This window comes from Streptomyces altiplanensis, from assembly GCF_053591575.1.
This window is the reverse complement of sequence record NZ_JBSFUB010000014.1, coordinates 24,562-44,589: the sequence shown is the minus strand read 5'-3', so window position 1 is coordinate 44,589 and position 20,028 is coordinate 24,562. Positions and strand designations below refer to the sequence as shown.

At 69.7% G+C, this 20,028-nt stretch carries 15 protein-coding genes; 10 read left to right on the top strand and 5 right to left on the bottom strand.

What is annotated here, in order from left to right; genetic code table 11:
* Positions 1-304: 304 nt before the first annotated feature.
* The 9 genes from ngcE (at position 305) to ACWD0Y_RS09735 (ending at position 12,388) form a co-directional block, all read left to right on the top strand.
* Positions 305-1,750 carry an N-acetylglucosamine/diacetylchitobiose ABC transporter substrate-binding protein gene (gene ngcE, locus ACWD0Y_RS09775; protein WP_450259847.1) on the top strand — a complete coding sequence of 482 codons (1,446 nt, stop codon included), beginning with the start codon at positions 305-307 and terminating at the stop codon, positions 1,748-1,750.
* Positions 1,751-1,832: 82 nt separating this feature from the next.
* A complete protein-coding gene (locus tag ACWD0Y_RS09770; protein WP_450259846.1) occupies positions 1,833-2,756 on the top strand; it encodes a carbohydrate ABC transporter permease in 924 nt (307 codons plus the stop codon).
* Positions 2,756-3,682: a carbohydrate ABC transporter permease gene (locus ACWD0Y_RS09765; RefSeq protein ID WP_450259845.1), complete on the top strand. Its 927-nt coding sequence runs from the start codon at positions 2,756-2,758 to the stop codon at positions 3,680-3,682. The genes ACWD0Y_RS09770 and ACWD0Y_RS09765 overlap by 1 nt, the downstream gene beginning before the upstream one ends.
* A 163-nt stretch (positions 3,683-3,845) precedes the next feature.
* A complete protein-coding gene (locus tag ACWD0Y_RS09760; RefSeq protein WP_450259844.1) occupies positions 3,846-5,045 on the top strand; it encodes an ROK family transcriptional regulator in 1,200 nt (399 codons plus the stop codon).
* A 121-nt stretch (positions 5,046-5,166) separates the two neighbouring features.
* A complete protein-coding gene (locus tag ACWD0Y_RS09755) occupies positions 5,167-6,291 on the top strand; it encodes a sugar ABC transporter substrate-binding protein (RefSeq protein ID WP_450259843.1) in 1,125 nt (374 codons plus the stop codon).
* 178 nt (positions 6,292-6,469) lie between these two features.
* Positions 6,470-7,258 carry an ATP-binding cassette domain-containing protein gene (locus tag ACWD0Y_RS09750; protein WP_093798480.1) on the top strand — a complete coding sequence of 263 codons (789 nt, stop codon included), beginning with the start codon at positions 6,470-6,472 and terminating at the stop codon, positions 7,256-7,258.
* A complete protein-coding gene (locus ACWD0Y_RS09745) occupies positions 7,255-8,556 on the top strand; it encodes a sugar ABC transporter permease (protein WP_450259841.1) in 1,302 nt (433 codons plus the stop codon). Before ACWD0Y_RS09750 ends, ACWD0Y_RS09745 begins: the two co-directional genes overlap by 4 nt.
* A gap of 168 nt (positions 8,557-8,724) precedes the next feature.
* Positions 8,725-10,638 (top strand): 1-deoxy-D-xylulose-5-phosphate synthase, encoded by a 1,914-nt coding sequence (gene dxs / locus ACWD0Y_RS09740; protein WP_450259839.1) that lies wholly within the window; start codon positions 8,725-8,727, stop codon positions 10,636-10,638.
* 271 nt (positions 10,639-10,909) lie between these two features.
* The gene (locus ACWD0Y_RS09735) at positions 10,910-12,388 is read left to right on the top strand and encodes an amino acid permease (protein ID WP_450259908.1); all 1,479 of its coding nucleotides are present in this window, start codon (positions 10,910-10,912) and stop codon (positions 12,386-12,388) included.
* Positions 12,389-12,576: 188 nt separating this feature from the next.
* Here the strand turns inward: ACWD0Y_RS09735 and ACWD0Y_RS09730 are convergent, their stop codons facing one another.
* Complete coding sequence (locus tag ACWD0Y_RS09730) at positions 12,577-12,975, bottom strand: NTP pyrophosphohydrolase (protein WP_450259838.1); 399 nt, start codon at positions 12,973-12,975, stop codon at positions 12,577-12,579.
* 115 nt (positions 12,976-13,090) lie between these two features.
* Between ACWD0Y_RS09730 and ACWD0Y_RS09725 the strand changes: the two genes are divergently transcribed.
* Positions 13,091-14,182, top strand: a complete 1,092-nt coding sequence (locus tag ACWD0Y_RS09725) for a hypothetical protein (protein ID WP_450259836.1) — start codon at positions 13,091-13,093, stop codon at positions 14,180-14,182.
* A gap of 75 nt (positions 14,183-14,257) precedes the next feature.
* On the opposite strand, the gene ACWD0Y_RS09720 is transcribed toward ACWD0Y_RS09725, so the two are convergent.
* The 4 genes from ACWD0Y_RS09720 to ACWD0Y_RS09705 form a co-directional block, all read right to left on the bottom strand.
* Entirely contained in the window at positions 14,258-16,390 is a 2,133-nt protein-coding gene (locus ACWD0Y_RS09720) for a 3-hydroxyacyl-CoA dehydrogenase NAD-binding domain-containing protein (protein ID WP_450259835.1), read from the bottom strand.
* On the bottom strand, positions 16,387-17,616 hold the full coding sequence (locus tag ACWD0Y_RS09715; RefSeq protein ID WP_093798474.1) for a thiolase family protein: 1,230 nt from the start codon (positions 17,614-17,616) through the stop codon (positions 16,387-16,389). Before ACWD0Y_RS09715 ends, ACWD0Y_RS09720 begins: the two co-directional genes overlap by 4 nt.
* A 193-nt stretch (positions 17,617-17,809) precedes the next feature.
* On the bottom strand, positions 17,810-19,090 hold the full coding sequence (locus tag ACWD0Y_RS09710) for an HRDC domain-containing protein (protein ID WP_450259833.1): 1,281 nt from the start codon (positions 19,088-19,090) through the stop codon (positions 17,810-17,812).
* A gap of 179 nt (positions 19,091-19,269) precedes the next feature.
* Positions 19,270-19,932, bottom strand: coding sequence for a LuxR C-terminal-related transcriptional regulator (locus ACWD0Y_RS09705; RefSeq protein WP_450259832.1), 663 nt, complete (start codon positions 19,930-19,932; stop codon positions 19,270-19,272).
* Between the last annotated feature and the right edge of the window lie 96 nt (positions 19,933-20,028).

Below are 20,028 nucleotides of genomic sequence, written 5' to 3'. Positions count from 1 at the left end.
ACGTATCCGTGAGGTCTCAACTAGGGAAAGACTGCCGTCCAAACTTGCTTTCGATCTTGCCCAGTTGATGTGAAGTGGACTATACCTGTCGGCGTCTGCAACGCCGTTTCGCGGCCGCGGGCCAGGGGGACGGGGACCGGTGGGGGAAGCTGCTGCGGCGGTTGCCGAACGCTATGTCCGTACCTTCTGCAACTCAGCACGACCCAGCGTCATTTGACTGCGGTGGCGGGGCCCTTCGCCTAGGCGAGATAAGTACGGGCGACCGGTACACCGCCTGAGTCCTGGAGAAGGCGAGGACTTGAGCATGGGATCCACCTCCGCCCACAACAATGAGGGCCTTGGCCGTCGCGATCTGATCAAGCGGTCGGCCGCACTCGGTCTGATCACCGTTCCGACGGTGAGCTTCCTGTCCGCCTGCGCGAGCGGCGACAGCGGCGGCGACGAGAAGGTCGAAAAGGGCAAGAAGACCGAGAAGAACCCGCTGGGTGTCAATGAGAGCGCGCCGCTCGAAATCGTCATTTTCGACGGTGGATTCGGAACGAAGTACGCCGAGGACGCCAAGGCCGTCTATGAGAAGACCTACCCGAAGGCGGAGGTCAAGTTCTCCTCGACGCAGAAGATCAGGTCGCAGCTCCAGCCGAGGTTCAACGGCGGAACGCCCCCGGACCTGATCGACAACTCGGGCGCCGAACAGATGGACATGGGTGTCCTCGTCGGCAAGAAGCAGCTCACCGACCTCACGCCGCTGCTGGACGCCGCCTCCGTCGACGACCCGAGCAAGACGGTCCGCGAGACGCTGCGGCCCGGCATCGTCGAGATGGGCCAGTTCGACGGCGACCCGGTCTGGATCATGTACTACGCGTACACGGTCTACGGCGTCTGGTACTCCGAGACGGCGCTGGAGAAGCTCGACGCGACGTACCCGGAGAACTGGGACGACATGCTCGCCCTCTGCGCCAAGGCGAAGAAGAAGGGCGTCGCGGGCTGGACGTACGCGGGCAAGCACCCGTACTACCTGCCGTTCTCGCTCTACCCGTTCATCGCGAAGATCGGCGGCCGCGAGGTTCTCGACAAGATCGACAACCTGGAGCCGAACGCCTGGTCCGACCCGGCCGTGAAGGCCGCGTTCGAGGCGTACTACGAGCTCTTCAAGAAGGGCTACATCCTCAAGGGCACCCCGGGCATCGACCACATCCAGTCGCAGACCGCCTGGACCCAGGGCAAGGCGCTCTTCATCCCGAACGGTTCGTGGGTGGAGAACGAGGCGGCCAAGACGATGCCGGCCGACTTCAAGCTCGCCGTGGGCGCGCCCTCCGGCCTCGACAGCTCGGACAAGCTGCCGTTCGGCACCATCTGGGCCTCCGGCGGTGAGCCGTTCATCGTCCCGAAGTCGGCGAAGAACCCCGACGGCGGCATGGAGCAGCTGCGCATCATGCTCAGCGAGGCGTCGTCGAAGAACTTCACGCAGAGCGTGAAGTCCCTGACCGCGCTCAACGGCGGCACCGAGGGCATCGAGCTGACCCCGGGGCTGAAGTCCGCCAGCGCCGCCCTGGAGAAGGCCGGCGAGAACGTGGTCAACCCGCGCCTGCAGGACTGGTACGTGAAGCTCCAGAAGGAGCAGATCGGTGTCGCCGGCCTGGGCGAGATGATGGCCGGCCGAGCGACCCCGGCCGAGACCATCAAGAAGATCCAGGGCTTCGCCGACGCGGCGGCCAAGGACCAGTCCATCAAGCACTACAAGCACCAGTGAGCAACCCGGGGGCCCGGGGGCGGGCCCCCGGGAGATCGCGGAACCAGCGGCGGCACACGCCGGAAGATCGGGGTCGGTAACCATGCAACACGGCAAGTACCGGTTCATCGTGGGGTTTTTGGCGGCCCCGTTGGCGTTGTACGCAATCTTCGTCATCTGGCCGTTCATCCAGTCCATCTACTACTCGTTCACGGACTGGACCGGCCTGAGCCCGGACTTCAAGATGGTCGGCTTCGACAACTACAGCCGGATGCTGGAAGACCAGATCTTCTGGGATTCACTGGGGCACAGCCTGCTCTTCGCACTGCTGCTGCCGCTGGTGACGCTCGGCCTCGCGCTCTTCTTCGCCTTCATGCTCAATGTCGGCGGACGGCGCCGGAAGGGCGCCGCGATCGCGGGAGTCCGGGGTTCGGGCTTCTACAAGATCGCGTACTTCTTCCCGCAGGTGCTCTCGATCGCCATCGTCGCCGTCCTCTTCGCCTTCGCGTACAACCCGAACGAGGGCGCGATCAACGGGCTGCTGAGGGCCGTCGGCCTCGACAGCGTGCAGCCGCAGTGGCTGGGCGACCCGGACACCGCGCTCTGGGCGGTCATGGCGGTGCTCGTCTGGTCCACCGTGGGGTTCTTCGTGGTGCTCTTCTCGGCGGGCATGGCGTCCATCCCCAAGGACTTCTACGAGGCGGCGCTGCTGGACGGCGCGAGCCGGATCACCACCTTCTTCAAAATCACCATTCCGCTGCTCTGGGACACCGTGCAGTCGGGCTGGGTCTACATGGGAATCCTCGCCCTGGGCGCGGAGTCCTTCGCGGTCGTCCAGATCATGACCGTGGGCCCCGGCGGCCCCGACTACTCGACGACCGTCCTGGTGCTGTACGTCTACCAGACGGCGTTCCGGGACGGCCAGGCAGGCTATGCGACAACGATCGGTGTGGCCCTGCTCGTCATCACCCTGGCTCTTGCGGCCCTGGTCATGCGAGTGGGCCGGCGTGAGCGGCTGGAGTTCTGATGAAGACCACTGACACCCCGCCCGCAGGCGTCACCGAAGGCAGCCCTCCCTCCCCGGAGAAGGCGGGCGCCCCGGCCCCGGCGAAGCCGAAGAAGGACGTCACCGGCAGCGCGCTCAACGTCTTCTCGCACGGCGTCCTCGTCCTCTGGGCCTTCATGGTCGTCATGCCGCTGCTCTGGGCCGTGATGACGTCCTTCAAGGACGACGCGTCGATCTTCGAGTCGCCGTTCTCGCTGCCGGACAGGCTGCACTTCGAGAACTGGTCGCGGGCCTGGTCCGAAGCGCACATGAGCGACTACTTCTTCAACACCATCATCGTGGTCGGCGGCTCGCTCGCCGGCACGCTGCTGCTGGGCTCCATGGCGGCGTACGTCCTCGCGCGCTTCGACTTCCCCGGGAACCGCTTCGTCTACTTCCTCTTCGTCGGAGGAATGAGCTTCCCGATCATGCTGGCCCTGGTGCCGCTGTTCTACGTACTGAAGAACATGGGGATGCTGGAGACGCTCCCGGGCCTGATCCTCGTCTACATCGCGTACTCGCTGCCCTTCACCGTCTTCTTCCTCACCTCCTTCTTCCGTACGCTGCCGACCTCGGTGGCGGAAGCGGCGATGATCGACGGCGCCTCGCACACCAGGATCTTCTTCCAGGTGATGCTGCCGATGGCCAAGCCCGGCCTCATCAGCGTCGGCATCTTCAACTTCCTGGGGCAGTGGAACCAGTACATGCTGCCGACGGTGCTCAACAACAACCCGGACAACCGGGTGCTCTCCCAGGGGCTGGTCGAGCTCGCGACCAGCCAGGGCTACAAGGGCGACTGGTCGGGGCTCTTCGCCGGCCTGGTGATGGCGATGCTGCCGGTTCTGGCGGCGTACATCGTCTTCCAGCGCCAGGTCGTCTCGGGCCTGACCGCGGGCGCCCTGAAATAGCGCCGCGGGGCCCCGCCCCCGTCCGCGTACGAACCGCCCGCCGGCCCCCCGCCGACGGGCGGTTCGGCGTTCCCTCACGGCTCCTGCCACGCTCAAGGTCTTGACGGGGGGCAACCCGAAAGGCTCATCTTAGAGTTCACATGTTGGAGAAAGAGGAGAGTCAATGGAGACTCCGGGGTCGCAGACGTCACTGCACCGGGCCAACCTGGAGCGGGTCGTACGTGCCGTGCGCATGGCAGGTTCGCTCACCCAGGCAGAGATCGCCAGGAGCACAGGGCTCTCCGCAGCCACGGTGTCCAATATCGTCCGCGAGCTGAAGGACGGCGGGACCGTCGAGGTCACCCCGACCTCCGCGGGCGGCCGCCGGGCGCGCAGCGTCTCGCTCAGCGGCGACGCCGGCATCGTCATCGGCGTCGATTTCGGCCATACGCACCTGCGCGTCGCCGTCGGCAACCTCGCCCACCAGGTGCTCGCCGAGGAGGCCGAGCCGCTGGACGTCGACGGTTCGGCCGCCGAGGGCTTCGACCGGGCGGAACAGCTGGTCAAGCGGCTGATCGCGGCGAGCGGCCTCAGCCAGGACAAGGTGATCGGCGTCGGCCTGGGCGTGCCGGGTCCGATCGACGTGGAGTCCGGCACGCTCGGCTCGACGTCCATCCTGCCGGGCTGGAAGGGCATCAACCCGAGCATGGAGCTGGCCGGACGCCTCGGCGTGCCCGTGTACGTCGACAACGACGCCAACCTCGGCGCGCTCGGCGAGCTGGTCTGGGGGAGCGGGCGCGGGGTCAAGGACCTGGCGTACATCAAGGTCGCGAGCGGTGTCGGCGCCGGTCTGGTGATCAGTGGCCAGATCTACCGGGGGCCCGGCGGCACGGCCGGCGAGATCGGGCACATCACGCTCGACGAGTCGGGCCCGGTCTGCCGGTGCGGCAACCGCGGCTGCCTGGAGACCTTCACGGCCGCCCGGTACGTCCTGCCGCTGCTGCAGTCCAGCCACGGCGACGATCTGACCATGGAGCGCGTGGTCCGGCTCGCGCGCGAGGGCGATCCGGGCTGCCGCCGGGTGATCGGGGACGTCGGCCGCCACATCGGCAGCGGGGTGGCCAATCTCTGCAACCTGCTCAATCCCAGCCGGGTGGTACTGGGCGGAGACCTCGCGGAAGCCGGTGAGCTGGTGCTCGGGCCGATCCGCGACTCGGTCTCGCGGTACGCGATCCCGAGTGCGGCCAGGCAGCTCTCGGTGCTTCCGGGGGCGCTCGGCGGACGGTCGGAAGTCCTGGGCGCGCTCGCGCTCGTACTCAATGAAATGGGTGATTCGACCCTTCTGGACAGTGCCCTGCCGGCGAGTGCACCTGCCTTCACTTAGATAACGAATGGCACCGTTGTCATCTCGTTAAGGATTTACTCCTTGACGCTGCCATCCGGGCGGAGTTGACTTCCAGCCACCTCGGCCGCAACGACGCGGCCTCGTCAGGGAGGTTTCTGAAGTGAACACGCGTATGCGTCGTGCCGCCGTGGCCGTGGCCGCCACCGCGATGGCTGTTTCCCTCGCCGCCTGTGGCAGCGCCAAGGAGTCCGGGAACGCGGCAGGAGGAGCCAAGGAGTCGGAGGGCGGGAAGAAGACCGACGCCCTCAAGATAGGCCTGCTGCTTCCGGAGAATCAGACCGCTCGTTACGAGAAGTTCGACAAGCCGCTGATCGAGAAGAAGATCAGCGAGCTGACCGGCGGCAAGGGCGAGGTCGTCTACGCCAACGCCAAGCAGGACGCCACCGTCCAGACGCAGCAGATCGACACGATGATCACCAACAAGGTCGACGTGCTGATCCTGGACGCGGTGGACGCCAAGGCGGTCGCCAACGGCGTGAAGAAGGCCAAGGACGAGGGCATCCCGGTCGTCGCCTTCGACCGCCTCGCCGAGGGCCCGATCGACGCGTACACCTCCTTCGACAACGAAGAGGTCGGCCACGTCCAGGGCAAGGCCCTGCTCGAAGCGCTGGGCGACAAGGCCGAGGACGCCCAGATCGTCATGATGAACGGCGCCATCACCGACCCGAACGCCAAGCTCTTCAAGAAGGGCGCGCTGGCCGAGCTCGAGGGCAAGGTCAAGATCGGGAAGTCGTACGACACCAAGGAGTGGAAGCCGGAGAACGCCAACGCCAACATGGAGGGCGCGCTCTCCGCGCTCGGCAAGGACAAGATCGACGGCGTCTACTCCGCCAACGACGGCATGGCGGGCGGCATCATCACCGCCCTCAAGGGCGCCGGCCTCTCCAAGCTCCCGCCGGTCACCGGCCAGGACGCCGAACTCGCCGGTGTGCAGCGCATCGTCGCCGGTGAGCAGTTCATGAGCGTCTACAAGCCGTACGCCCCCGAGGCGGCCGCCGCCGCCGAGATGGCCGTCGCACTGGCCAAGGGCGAGAAGCTCGACTCCATCGCCAAGGACACCGCGGACAACGCCAGCGTCAAGGGCATCCCGAGCGTGCTCGTGCCGGTCGTCTCGCTGACCCAGGACAACATCAAGGACACCGTCATCGCCGACGGCATCTACACGGTCGCCGAGATCTGCACCCCCAAGTACAAGGCCGCCTGCGACAAGCTCGGGCTGAAGTAAGTCCCCCGTTCCTCACGGGATTCCTCCGCGGCTGAAGCCTGTCCGGTGCCCCGCCCTCCACAGCCCCGCAGCTCGGGCCGGGCGCCGGACAGAACACCCCGCACCCCCACTTTCTTGCTCGACCTCCGCGCCGCCTTCCCCCCGGCGCGGCATCCCCGCCGGTCAGGCGGCGAAGGAGATGGTTCACGTGTCCGCTACGCCCGTGCTGGCGTTGCGAGGGGTCTCCAAGCGGTTCGGTGCCGTCCAGGCGCTCACCGACGTAGAGCTTGAGGTCCACGCCGGTGAAGTGGTCGCCCTGGTGGGCGACAACGGCGCCGGAAAGTCCACGCTGGTCAAGACGATCGCCGGCGTGCACCCCATCGATGACGGTGTCATCGAGTGGGAAGGAAGCGCCGTACAGATCAGCAAGCCCCACGACGCCCAGAGCCTCGGCATCGCGACCGTCTACCAGGACCTCGCGCTGTGCGACAACATCGACGTCGTGGGCAACCTCTACCTCGGCCGGGAGCTCCGCAGGCGCGGCGTCCTCGACGAGGTCGAGATGGAGCGCCGCGCCCGCGAGCTCCTCACCACGCTGTCCATCCGCATCCCGAGCGTGCGCATCCCGATCGCCTCGCTCTCCGGCGGTCAGCGTCAGACCGTGGCCATCGCCCGCTCCATGCTCGGCGAGCCCAAGCTCGTGATCCTCGACGAGCCGACCGCGGCTCTCGGTGTCGAGCAGACCGCGCAGGTCCTCGACCTCGTCGAGCGGCTGCGCGACCGCGGCCACGCGGTCATCCTCATCAGCCACAACATGGCGGACGTCAAGGCCGTCGCGGACAAGGTGGCGGTCCTGAGGCTGGGCCGCAACAACGGCGTCTTCGACGTCGCGTCCACCTCGCAGGAAGAGATCATTTCCGCCATCACCGGTGCCACGGACAACGCCGTGACCCGCCGTGCGGCGCGCAACGCGGAGGTCCAGAAGTGAGCACCGACAAGACCTCCACGTCCCTCGGCAAGGCCGGCAAGGCCGCCGACGACGCGCCGGCCCCCGCCCCCGCCGCCGTCACGGCCGTCGACCCGCGGCTGCTCGTACGCGAGCAGGGCTTCGCCGGCTACCTCTCCGAGTTCAAGCGCAAGATGCGCGCCGGCGACCTGGGCTCCATACCCGTCGTCATCGGCCTGATCGTCATCTGGGCGATCTTCCAGGGCCTGAACTCGAACTTCCTGTCCGCGGGCAACCTCAGCAACATCGCCGTCTCCATGGTCGCCACCGGCATGATGGCCGTCGGCATCATCTTCGTGCTGCTGCTCGGCGAGATCGACCTGTCGGTCGGCTCGGTCAGCGGTGTCTCGGGCGCCATCGTCGCCGTACTCAGCGTCACCAACGGCATCAACGAATGGCTCGCGATCGTCGCAGCGATCGTCGGAGGCGCCCTCATCGGCGTGATCCACGGCTTCTTCTTCGCCCGGATCGGCGCCCCCGCCTTCGCCGTCACCCTGTCCGGCCTGCTGTTCTGGCAGGGCTTCATGCTCCAGCTGCTCGGCAGCAACGGCACGATCAACCTGGACTCCGACGGCCTGGTCGGCCAGCTCACGACGTACTACTTCTCGGACGTCGCCGCCGCCTACGGTCTCGCCGTGGTCGCCGTCGCCGCCTTCTTCCTCTCCTCCTTCACCGACAGCCGCCGCCGCGAGGCCGCGGGCGTCCCGTCCCGGCCGCTCAGCGAGATCGTCCTGCGCACGGCGCTGCTCGCCGTCCTGGCCTTCGCCGCCGCGGCCACCTTCAACCAGTACAAGGGCCTGCCGCTCGCGGTGCTGCTCTTCCTCCTGGTCCTGGTGGCGTCCGACTTCGTACTCCGCCGCACCGCGTACGGCCGCAAGGTCTTCGCGCTGGGCGGCAGCGTCGAGGCGTCCCGGCGTGCCGGCATCAACGTCACGGCGGTCCGGATCTCGGTCTTCGCCATCGCCGGTACGTTCGCGGCCGTCGGCGGCCTGTTCTGGGCCTCCAAGATCGCCGCGGCCAACCAGAGCGCCGGCGCCGGCGACCTGCTGATGAACGTCATCGCGGCGGCCGTCATCGGCGGCACCAGCCTCTTCGGCGGCCGCGGCCGCACCTGGAACGCGCTCCTCGGCGTCATGGTGATCACCTCGATCCAGTACGGCCTGGCCCTCGAAGGCATCGCCACCCCGATCCAGTACATGATCACCGGTGGTGTCCTGCTGGCGACCGTCGTGATCGACTCCGTCACCCGCAAGACCCAGAAGACCGCGGGCCGCGCCTGACCGCTCCGCCCCGCGCGTGCCCGGCACCGGACCCCGGTGCCGGGCACGCGTGCGCCCGGCCCCGGCCGACGCGTGAGGCGGAACCCGCCGCCCGATGACTACAGTCGCGGGCGGAACATTAGACTCGACAGACCGGCAAGCAGACAGTTCAACTGCAAGGAGGCACGGGTGGCGCTGCTGACCCGCATCACGGGACCGCGCGATCTGGACCGGCTCACCCCGGAGCAGCTGGACCGGCTGGCCGCCGAGATCCGGACATTTCTCGTCGACGAGGTCTCGAAGACCGGTGGACACCTGGGGCCCAACCTCGGTGTGGTCGAGCTGACGATCGCTCTCCACCGTGTCTTCGAGTCGCCGAAGGACAAGATCCTCTTCGACACCGGACACCAGAGTTACGTCCACAAGCTGCTCACCGGCCGCCAGGACTTCTCGAAGCTGAAGATGAAGGGCGGCCTGTCCGGCTACCCCTCGCGCGCCGAGTCCGAGCACGACGTGATCGAGAACTCGCACGCCTCGACCGTCCTGGGCTGGGCCGACGGCCTCGCCAAGGCCAACGAGGTCCTGAAGAAGGACGACCACGTCGTCGCCGTCATCGGCGACGGCGCGCTCACCGGCGGCATGGCCTGGGAGGCGCTGAACAACATCGCCGTCGCCAAGGACCGCCCGCTCGTGATCGTCGTCAACGACAACGAACGTTCGTACGCCCCGACCATCGGCGGCCTCGCGAACCACCTCGCCACCCTGCGCACCACCGACGGCTACGAGCGTTTCCTCGCCCGCGGCAAGGACATCCTGGAGCGCACGCCGGTCGTCGGCCGCCCGCTCTACGAGACCCTGCACGGCGCGAAGAAGGGCCTCAAGGACTTCATCGCCCCGCAGGGCATGTTCGAGGACCTCGGCCTGAAGTACGTCGGTCCGATCGACGGCCACGACATCGAGGCCCTGGAGTCCGCGCTCCAGCGCGCCAAGCGCTTCGGCGGCCCCGTCATCGTGCACTGCCTCACCGAGAAGGGCCGCGGCTACCAGCCGGCCCTCGCCGACGAGGCGGACCGCTTCCACGCCGTCGGCAAGATCCACCCCGACACGGGCCTGCCGATCGCCTCCTCGGGCGTCGACTGGACGTCGGTGTTCGGCGAGGAGATGGTCAAGCTCGGCAAGGAGCGCGAGGACATCGTCGCGATCACCGCCGCGATGCTCCAGCCGGTCGGCCTCGACAAGTTCGCGAAGGCGTTCCCGGACCGGGTGTACGACGTCGGGATCGCCGAGCAGCACGGCGCGGTCTCCGCGGCGGGCCTGGCCACCGGCGGCCTGCACCCCGTCTTCGCCGTGTACGCGACCTTCCTCAACCGGGCCTTCGACCAGGTCCTGATGGACGTCGCCCTGCACGACTGCGGCGTCACCTTCGTCCTGGACCGCGCGGGCGTCACCGGCACCGACGGCGCCTCGCACAACGGCATGTGGGACATGTCGATCCTCCAGTGCGTCCCGAACCTGCGGATCGCCGCCCCGCGCGACGCCGACCAGGTCCGTGCCCAGCTGCGCGAGGCCGTCCTGGTCGACGACGCGCCCACCGTCGTCCGCTTCTCCAAGGGCGCGGTCGGCCCCGCGGTCAAGGCCGTGGGCAAGGCCGGCTCCATGGACATCCTGCGCAGGCCCGCCGAAGGCGCCGCGGACGTCCTCCTGGTCTCCGTCGGCGCGCTCGCGCCGATGTGCCTGGAGATCGCCGACCTCCTCGACCGGCAGGGCATCACCACGACCGTCGTCGACCCGCGCTGGGTCAAGCCGGTCGACGAGGCGCTCGCGCCGCTCGCCGAGCAGCACCGCGTCGTCGTCACCGTCGAGGACAACAGCCGCGCCGGCGGTGTCGGCTCCGCGATCGCCCAGGCGCTGCGGGACGCGGGCGTCGACGTACCGCTGCGCGACTTCGGCATCCCGCCGCGCTTCCTCGACCACGCCTCCCGCAAGGAGGTCATGGCCGAGATCGGTCTGACGGCCCCGGACATCGCCCGTCAGGTGACGGGTCTGGTGGCCAGGCTGGACGGCCGTCTGGAGGACGAGCCGGCCGAGGCCGCGCGCGACTGACGCATCCCGTACGGACAGGAGACCCGCCCCGGGCAGAAGCCCCGGGCGGGTCTTCCGCGTTCCGGTCGGCCAAAAGGGTCAACTCGCAGGGCCGGTAGGCATACCGGTCCGTGCCTCCCATCGGGTGAAACAGGGCGGCGGTCCTCGTGGGGAGTGACCGGTTCACTCACGATCATGACTGAAACTCGCTCACTTCAAGGTTGGGCGACAGCCGACAGTCGGAGGTACGCCGGTGAGTACGCAGCACGACCCAGGGCCGGTCAAAGGCGGCATGTTCCGCACCAAGACGGTCGAACAGTCGATCCGCGACACGGAGGAGCCGGAGCACGAGCTCAAGAAGTCCCTCTCCGCACTGGACCTGACGGTCTTCGGCGTCGGGGTCATCATCGGCACCGGCATCTTCGTCCTCACGGGCAAGGTGGCCAAGGAGACGGCGGGCCCCGCGACCGCCCTCGCCTTCGTCGCCGCGGGCATCGTCTGCGCTCTCGCCGCCCTCTGTTACGCCGAGTTCGCCTCCACCGTCCCGGTGGCCGGTTCCGCGTACACCTTCTCGTACGCCTCACTCGGTGAGCTGGTCGCCTGGACCATCGGCTGGGACCTGGTCCTCGAATTCGCCCTGGGCACGGCGGTGGTGGCGGTCGGCTGGTCGGGCTACGTCCGCTCGCTGATGGACAACGTCGGGTGGAGCATGCCCGAAGTGCTCTCCGGCCCCGAGGCGGCGGACGGGTTCGGCTTCGACCTGCTGGCGTTCGTCCTGGTCCTGCTGCTCACGGCCATCCTGGTGGTCGGCGTGAAGCTCTCCGCACGGGTCACCGCGCTGGTGGTCGCCATCAAGGTGACCGTGGTGCTGATCGTGATCGTCGCGGGCTCGTTCTTCGTCAAGGCCGACAACTACTCGCCCTTCATCCCCGACGCCGTGCAGCAGCCCGTCGGATCGGGCATGGACGCCCCCCTGGTCCAGCTGATCTTCGGTTACGCGCCCACCAACTTCGGCGTCATGGGCATCTTCACCGCCGCCTCCGTCGTCTTCTTCGCCTTCATCGGCTTCGACGTCGTGGCCACCGCCGCCGAGGAGACCAAGCTCCCGCAGCGGGACATGCCGCGCGGCATCCTCGGCTCGCTCCTCATCTGCACCGTGCTGTACGTCGCCGTGTCGCTCGTGGTCACCGGCATGCAGCACTACAGCGAACTGTCGGTGAGTGCCCCGCTCGCCGACGCCTTCAAGGCCACCGGGCACCCCTTCTACGCCGGTGTCATCAGCTTCGGCGCCGCGGTCGGCCTCACCACGGTCTGCATGATCCTGCTCCTCGGCCAGACCCGGGTGTTCTTCGCGATGAGCCGCGACGGGCTGCTCCCGCGCTTCTTCTCCGTCACGCACCCGAAGTTCCGCACCCCGTACCGTCCGACCATCCTGCTCGGTGTGCTCATCGCGGTCATCGCGGGGTTCACCAGTCTCGAAGAGCTCGCGACACTGGTGAACATCGGCACGCTCTTCGCGTTCGTCGTCGTCGCCCTCGGCGTGATCGTCCTGCGCCGGACCCGGCCGGACCTGCACCGCGCCTTCCGTACACCGCTGGTGCCGCTCGTCCCGATCCTCTCGGTGGCCGCCTCGCTCTGGCTGATGCTCAATCTGCCGGCCGAGACCTGGCTGCGGTTCGGCATCTGGATGGCGCTGGGCTACGTGCTGTACTTCGCGTACGGCCGCAGCCACAGCCGCCTCGGCCGCCTCGGCGACGACGCCAGGTACTAGGCACGGGGCCGCTTCGTCCGGCGGACACGGTTCCGCGGCAGGCGCATCCCGGCCCCGTACGCCCCGCTCCGGTGGGGGCTGCGGGGCCGGACGCCTCGGCGCGCATGCTCACGCGGCCGCCGGCCCCCCCGCACGTCTCCCCACCGGCGCGAACCGCCTCCCCGCGCAGGGATTTTCGCCCCCGCCCCCTACGGCCCGTCCGCGCCGCCCGGCCGGGGCCGCACGGTGCGCGGCCCCGCGCACCGTGCGCCGTACGTCTCCACGCGCCGCCTGAGCTCCCGGTCGGCGGTGACGACGAGGACGGCCGCCCCCCTGCCCGTCTCCTCCGCGACCACCTCGACGATCCGGTCGTCGCCGCTGCCGGGCGCCGCCTCGACCCGTACGCCGGGCACGGAGGTGACCTCGTGGGCGGCGCCCTCGACCACGAGGACGACGGAGAGCGGGCCCGGATGGCCCGGGAGGCCCTCGTCGGCGTATGCCCGGAGGCGGTCGCGCAGGCGCTCGGCGGCCCCGTGACGGTCGCGCCACCAGCCGTCGGGGACGGATCCGACAACATTGGCAGCGTCCACGACGACCAGGGTTCTCATACCGTTCTCTTAGCACGAGCATGCTGTACGAACCAGCGTCACCAGGCAAAACGCTATGCTTGTTCGATATCACGGAGAACCGAAAAGCCGATGCACAGAAGGTTGGCGTGACGCCATGAGGCCGCGGAGCGCGCGTAAGGCCGAGCCGATTTCCTCCTCCCCGTCCGGTCCTCCCCCGCTCGCGACCGGGCCGGGGACGAGCGGGTGGCTTCTGCGCGGCAGGGACGGCCGGCTCACCGCCTACGCCCCCACCGACGGCGGGCTGCTGCGCTGGACGGAGACGGCTCCGGGCGGACCGGAGTGGACGGGCCCGCACTTCTTCCCGGCGCCCGGCACCGAGGACATCACCCTCGCCCAGGGCCCCGACGGCTACGTGCACTTCGTCGGCCGGCGCGAGAAGGCCGGGGCGGTGGACATCGTGCACGCGATCCAGTACCAGACCGGCCGTCCGCTGACCGCCTGGCACTCCCTCGGCAACCCGTACAAGGAGGCCGAACGCGGCCTCAGGATCGGCGTCCCGGCCGCCGCGGTCAACACGGCGGGCTCGGTCCACGTCTTCGTACGCAACGCCGGGCGCGGCCTCCAGATGCGCCGTCAGGCAGCGAACGGGAAGTGGGAGGGCTGGAAGGACCTGCGCGGCAGCAAGGCCCATGACGGGCCGGTGGCGGTGGCCACGGCGTCCGGCACGGTGGAGGTCCTCGTCCCGGCGGAGGCCGGGGCGCTGCGCTGGACGCAGGAGAAGCCCGGGGGCGGGCTGACCCGGGCCGAGAACGTCCCGCTGTCCCCGGTGGTCCGTACGGTCACCGGCCTGGAGACCGCCGACGACCGCGTCACGTACTACTGGAACGCCCCCGACTCCAAGGGCGTCACCGCCCACCGCCCCGGCGAGGACCCCATCGACCTGTCCGGCAGCCCCGCGGACAGCCCGCCCGCCGCCCTGCGCGCCGAGATCGGCGGCCACGACTGCACGGTCCTGGCCCACCGCGGCAGCGACGGCCGGCCCGTGCTCGCGGCATGCCTGACGCAGGCCGAGGGCGACGGGGTGTGGTGGACCGCGACGGGCGGGGAATGCGTGGGGGCGCCGGCGCTGGCGGTCGACGGCGCGGGCCGCGTCGTCCTCGCGGCGATCGGCCGGGACGGGGCGCTGCACGTGGCCCGCCAGAAGCCGGAGGAGGGCCTGGCCCTGGCGGCCTGGACCCGCGTCTGACCCCGGCCTTTCCTCAACGCCTGTGCCCGGCACACCTCTTGGTGGGCCGGGCACAGGCGCGTACGGCGGACGCGGTTACGCCGGGACGCTCGCCACGCCCTGGGGCAGGAACTTCTTGCCGTTCACGCGCTCCGCGTAGCCCTCGCGGTCCAGGTACGGCGTGATGCCGCCCAGGTGGAAGGGCCAGCCGGCGCCCGTGATCAGGCAGAGGTCGATGTCCTGCGCCTCGGCGACGACACCCTCCTGGAGCATCAGGCCGATCTCCTGCGCCACGGCCTCCATGACGCGGGTGCGGACCTGCTCCTCCGTCAGGGCGGTGTCGCCCTGCTTGAGGAGGGCGGCGACCTCGGGGTCCAGCTCGGGCTTGCCCGAATCGTAGACGTAGAAGCCGCGCTTGCCGGCCTTGACCACGGCGGCCAGGTTCGGCGACACCGTGAAGCGCTCCGGGAAGGCGCGGTTCAGGGTCTCCGAGACGTGCAGACCGATGGCCGGGCCGACCAGCTCCAGCAGCACCAGCGGGGACATCGGCAGACCGAGCGGCTCGACGGCCTTCTCGGCGACCTCGACCGGGGTGCCCTCGTCGATGGTGTTCTGGATCTCGCCCATGAAGCGGGTGAGGATGCGGTTCACCACGAACGCCGGGGCGTCCTTGCAGAGCACCGCGGTCTTCTTCAGCTTGCGCGCGACACCGAAGGCCGTGGCCAGCGAGGCGTCGTCGGTCTGCTCGCCGCGCACGATCTCCAGGAGCGGGAGGATCGCGACCGGGTTGAAGAAGTGGAAGCCGACGACCCGCTCGGGGTGCTTGAGCTTCGACGCCATCTCGGAGACCGACAGCGAGGAGGTGTTGGTGGCGAGGATCGCGTGCGCCGGGGCGACCGCCTCGACCTCCGCGAACACCTTCTGCTTGACGCCCATCTCCTCGAAGACGGCCTCGATGATGAAGTCGGCGTCGGAGAAGCCCTCGGCCTTGTCCAGCACACCCGAGACCAGGCCCTTGAGACGGTTGGCCTTGTCCTGGTTGATGCGGCCCTTGCCGAGCAGCTTGTCGATCTCGGCGTGGACGTAGCCCACACCCTTGTCGACACGCTCCTGGTCGATGTCGGTCAGGACGACCGGCACCTCCAGGCGGCGCAGGAAGAGCAGCGCCAGCTGAGAGGCCATCAGACCGGCGCCCACGACGCCGACCTTGGTGACCGGGCGGGCCAGCGACTTGTCCGGCGCGCCGGCCGGGCGCTTCGCGCGCTTCTGGACCAGGTTGAAGGCGTAGATGCCGCTGCGCAGCTCGTCGCCCATGATCAGGTCGGCCAGCGCGGCGTCCTCGGCGTCGAAGCCGGCGCTCAGGTCGCCGTCCTTCGCCGCCGCGATGATCTCCAGCGCGCGGTACGCCGCGGGGGCGGCCCCGTGCACCTTGGAGTCCGCGACCGCCTTGCCGCGCGCGACGGCCTGGTCCCAGGCCTCGCCGCGGTCGATGTCCGGGCGTACGACCTGGAGCTCGCCGCGCAGCACGGACGCCGTCCAGATGAGCGACTGCTCCAGGAAGTCGGCGCCCTCGAAGATCGCGTCGGCGATCCCGAGCTCGAAAACCTGCTTGCCCTTGAGCTGCTTGTTCTGGTTGAGCGAGTTCTCGATGATGACCGAAACCGCGCGGTCGGCGCCGATCAGGTTCGGCAGCAGCGCGCAGCCGCCCCAGCCCGGGACCAGGCCGAGGAAGACCTCGGGCAGGGAGAAGGCGGGGAGCGCGGAGGAGACCGTGCGGTACGAGCAGTGCAGGCCGACCTCGACGCCGCCGCCCATCGCCGCGCCGTTGTAGTACGCGAAGGTCGGGACGGCGAGCCCGGACAGGCGGCGGAAGACCTCGTGACCGCCCTTGCCGATCGCCAGCGCGTCCTCGCGGCGCTTCAGCAGTTCGACGCCCTTGAGGTCGGCGCCGACGGCGAAGATGAACGGCTTGCCGGTGAGGCCGACGCCGACGACGGAGCCCTCGGCGGCCTCCTTCTCGACCTGGTCGATGGCGGTGTTCAGGTTCGCCAGGGACTGCGGCCCGAAGGTGGTCGGCTTGGTGTGGTCCAGGCCGTTGTCCAGCGTGATGAGCGCGAAGCGCCCGGCGCCGGACGGGAGGTCGATGTGGCGGACGTGCGCCTGCGTGACGACCTCGCCCGGGAACAGCTCGGCCGCGCCCTTCAGAAGCTCAGTGGTGGTGGTGCTCACTTGTTGCCTCCGGCGGCCTTGTCGAAGTGCGGGTTCTCCCAGATGACCGTTCCGCCCATGCCGAAACCGACGCACATGGTGGTGAGGCCGTACTGGACGTGCGGCTGCTCCTCGAACTGCCGCGCCAGCTGCGTCATCAGGCGCACGCCCGAGGAGGCCAGCGGGTGGCCGAACGCGATCGCGCCGCCGTACTGGTTGACGCGCGGGTCGTCGTCCGCGATGCCGTAGTGGTCGAGGAAGGCCAGCACCTGCACGGCGAAGGCCTCGTTGACCTCGAACAGCCCGATGTCGGAGATCGACAGACCGGCCTTGGCCAGCGCCTTCTCCGTCGACGGGACCGGGCCGATGCCCATGACCTCGGGCTCGACACCCGCGAAGGCGTACGACACGAGACGCATCTTGACCGGCAGGCCCAGCTCGCGCGCCACGTCCTCGGCGGCGATCAGCGAGGCGGTCGCGCCGTCGTTGAGACCGGCCGCGTTGCCCGGAGTGACCCGGCCGTGCGCGCGGAACGGCGTCTTCAGACCGGCCAGGTTCTCCAGCGTCGTGCCCGGGCGCATCGGCTCGTCGGCGGTGGCCAGGCCCCAGCCCGTCTCACCGGCCTCCGGGTTGGTGCGGCGTACCGAGACCGGCACCAGGTCGGCCTGGATCTTGCCGTCGGCGTACGCCTTGGCGGCCTTCTCCTGCGAGCGGACCGCGTACTCGTCCGCGCGCTGCTTGGTGAGGTGCGGGAACCGGTCGTGCAGGTTCTCCGCGGTCATGCCCATGAACAGGGCGGACTCGTCGACGAGCTTCTCGCTGACGAAGCGCGGGTTCGGGTCGACGCCCTCGCCCATGGGGTGGCGGCCCATGTGCTCGACGCCACCGGCGACGGCGATGTCGTACGCACCGAAGGCCACGCCGCCCGCGATCGCGGTCACGGCGGTCATCGCGCCGGCGCACATGCGGTCGACCGAGTAGCCGGGCACGGTCTCGGGCAGGCCCGCGAGGATGCCGGCGGTGCGGCCCAGCGTCAGACCCTGGTCGCCGATCTGCGTGGTCGCGGCGAGCGCGACCTCGTCGATGCGGGCGGGGTCGAGATCCGGGTTGCGGCGCAGCAGCTCCCGGATGCACTTGACGACGAGGTCGTCGGCGCGGGTCTCGTGGTAGATGCCCTTCGGGCCCGCCTTGCCGAACGGGGTGCGGACGCCGTCGACGAAGACGACATCCCTGACGGTACGAGGCACGATTGGCTCTCCTCCAGGGTGCGGGGTGGCACTGCTGCACACACGGCACGCCGCGTGGGCGTGACGCATACCGCCATGCTACTTGCGGGTAACCAAGCTGCCCACCCCCCACGGCGGGAGCGGTGAAGGTCACACGGAGAAGCCCCCGGCCGCGGACGGCCGGGGGCTTGCGCTCGGAGCGGTGCCGTCCCGGTCAGGCGGCCGCCGTCGCGGCCAGCGCCTTGGTCAGCAGCGGAGCCACCAGCTCGATCTGCCACGGACGCGCGCCGTACGACGCCAGCGAAGCGGCCACCGCGTCCGGCGTCGCGTCCTTCGGCGGCTCCCAGCAGACCCGTCGCACCGTGTCCGGGGTGATCACGTTCTCCTGAGGCATCCTCAGCTCCTCGGCGAGCGCCGAGACCGCCGCCCGCGCGGCCGACAGCCGGGCCGCCGCCGTGGGGTCCTTGTCCGCCCAGGAACGCGGCGGGGGCGGGCCCGTCACCGCCGCTCCCGGCTGCGGGAGCTCCGCGTCGGGCAGTGCCTTGGCGCGGTCGACGACCCCCTGCCACTGCTCCAGCTGCCGGCGTCCCATGCGGTGACCGAAGCCGGGCAGTGCGGACAGCGCCTGTACGTTCGCCGGCACGGCGAGGGCCGCCTCGACGATCGCGGTGTCGCTGAGCACCTTGCCGGGCGACACGTCACGCCGCTGGGCGATCCGGTCCCGGGCGTTCCACAGCTCCCGCACGATCGCCATCTGCCGCCGGCGGCGCACCTTGTGCATCCCCGACGTACGGCGCCACGGGTCCTTGCGGGGCGGTGCGGGCGGGGCCGACGCGATGGCGTCGAACTCCTGACGGGCCCACTCCAGCTTCCCCTGCCGGTCGAGCTCCTCCTCCAGCGCGTCCCGCAGGTCGACGAGCAGCTCCACGTCGAGCGCGGCGTAGCGCAGCCAGGGCTCGGGCAGCGGGCGGGTGGACCAGTCGACCGCGGAGTGGCCCTTCTCCAGGGCGTATCCGAGGACGGACTCGACCATCGCGCCCAGACCCACGCGCGGGAACCCCGCGAGCCGGCCCGCCAGCTCCGTGTCGAAGAGCCGGGTGGGCACCATGCCTATTTCGCGCAGGCACGGAAGGTCCTGCGTGGCGGCGTGGAGGATCCACTCGCTGCCGGCGAGGGCTTCCCCCAGGGCGGAGAGGTCGGGACAGCCGACCGGGTCGATGAGCGCGCTGCCCGCGCCTTCGCGGCGCAGCTGCACGAGGTAGGCCCGCTGCCCGTACCGGTATCCGGACGCCCGCTCGGCGTCGACGGCCACGGGGCCGGTGCCGCGGGCGAAAGCCGCGACGACTTCGTCGAGTGCCTCTTGGGTGGCAACCACCGGCGGAATGCCTTCACGAGGTTCCAACAAGGGAATCGGCGCCGTCTCGACGTCGTCCGGGGGGGCGCCCCCGGGGTTTCGCAGGTCTGGCTCTGCTGCGGTCTCTTGGGCGTCGGTCACGCGTAAAGGGTATCTGTACGAGCGAACGCCTGACCTGCACTCGTCCTCGAAAGTACGGGTGACCTGCGAAAACCAGTACCGGCGCGAGGACCCCCGGATGTGCCCATCCCGGGCGCCGCAATGAGGGGCGCCCGCCGGCGGAACGTTCCGTCGGCGGGCGCGTGGGGGGTATGGACCGGTCAGTGGATGATGCCGGTGCGCAGCGCCACCGCGACCATCCCGGCACGGTCGCCCGTGCCGAGCTTGCGTGCGATACGGGCGAGGTGGCTCTTGACCGTCAGGGCGGAGAGCCCCATCGAGACACCGATCGCCTTGTTCGACTGGCCTTCCGCGACCAGTCTGAGCACCTCGACCTCGCGGCCGGAGAGCTCTCGGTAGCCGCCCGGGTGGCTCGGGGCACCCGGGGGGCGGCGCTGCATGCGTGCGGCCACGGCGCCGATGGGGGCGGCGCCGGGGCGGGTGGGGTGCCCGATGTTGTTGCGCGTACCGGTGACGACATAGCCCTTGACGCCGCCCGCCAGGGCGTTGCGTACGGCGCCGATGTCGTCGGCGGCGGAGAGGGCGAGCCCGTTGGGCCAGCCCGCGGCGCGGGTTTCGGACAGCAGGGTCAGCCCGGAACCGTCGGGCAGATGGACGTCGGCAACGCAGATGTCGCGCGGGCTGCCGACGCGGGGACGTGCCTCCGCGATGGACGACGCCTCGATGACGTCACGTACTCCAAGGGCCCACAGATGGCGGGTGACGGTGGAGCGGACGCGCGGGTCGGCCACGACGACCATGGCCGTCGGCTTGTTAGGGCGGTAGGCGACCAGGCTTGCGGGCTGCTCGAGGAGAACGGACACCAGGCCTCCTGGGGGAGTGGCGGAACTCGCCGGCTCGGGGAAGTAGCCGGGGGAACCGTGCTGAAGGGTCATTGACCTCTTCGGCAGCAGTGCCGC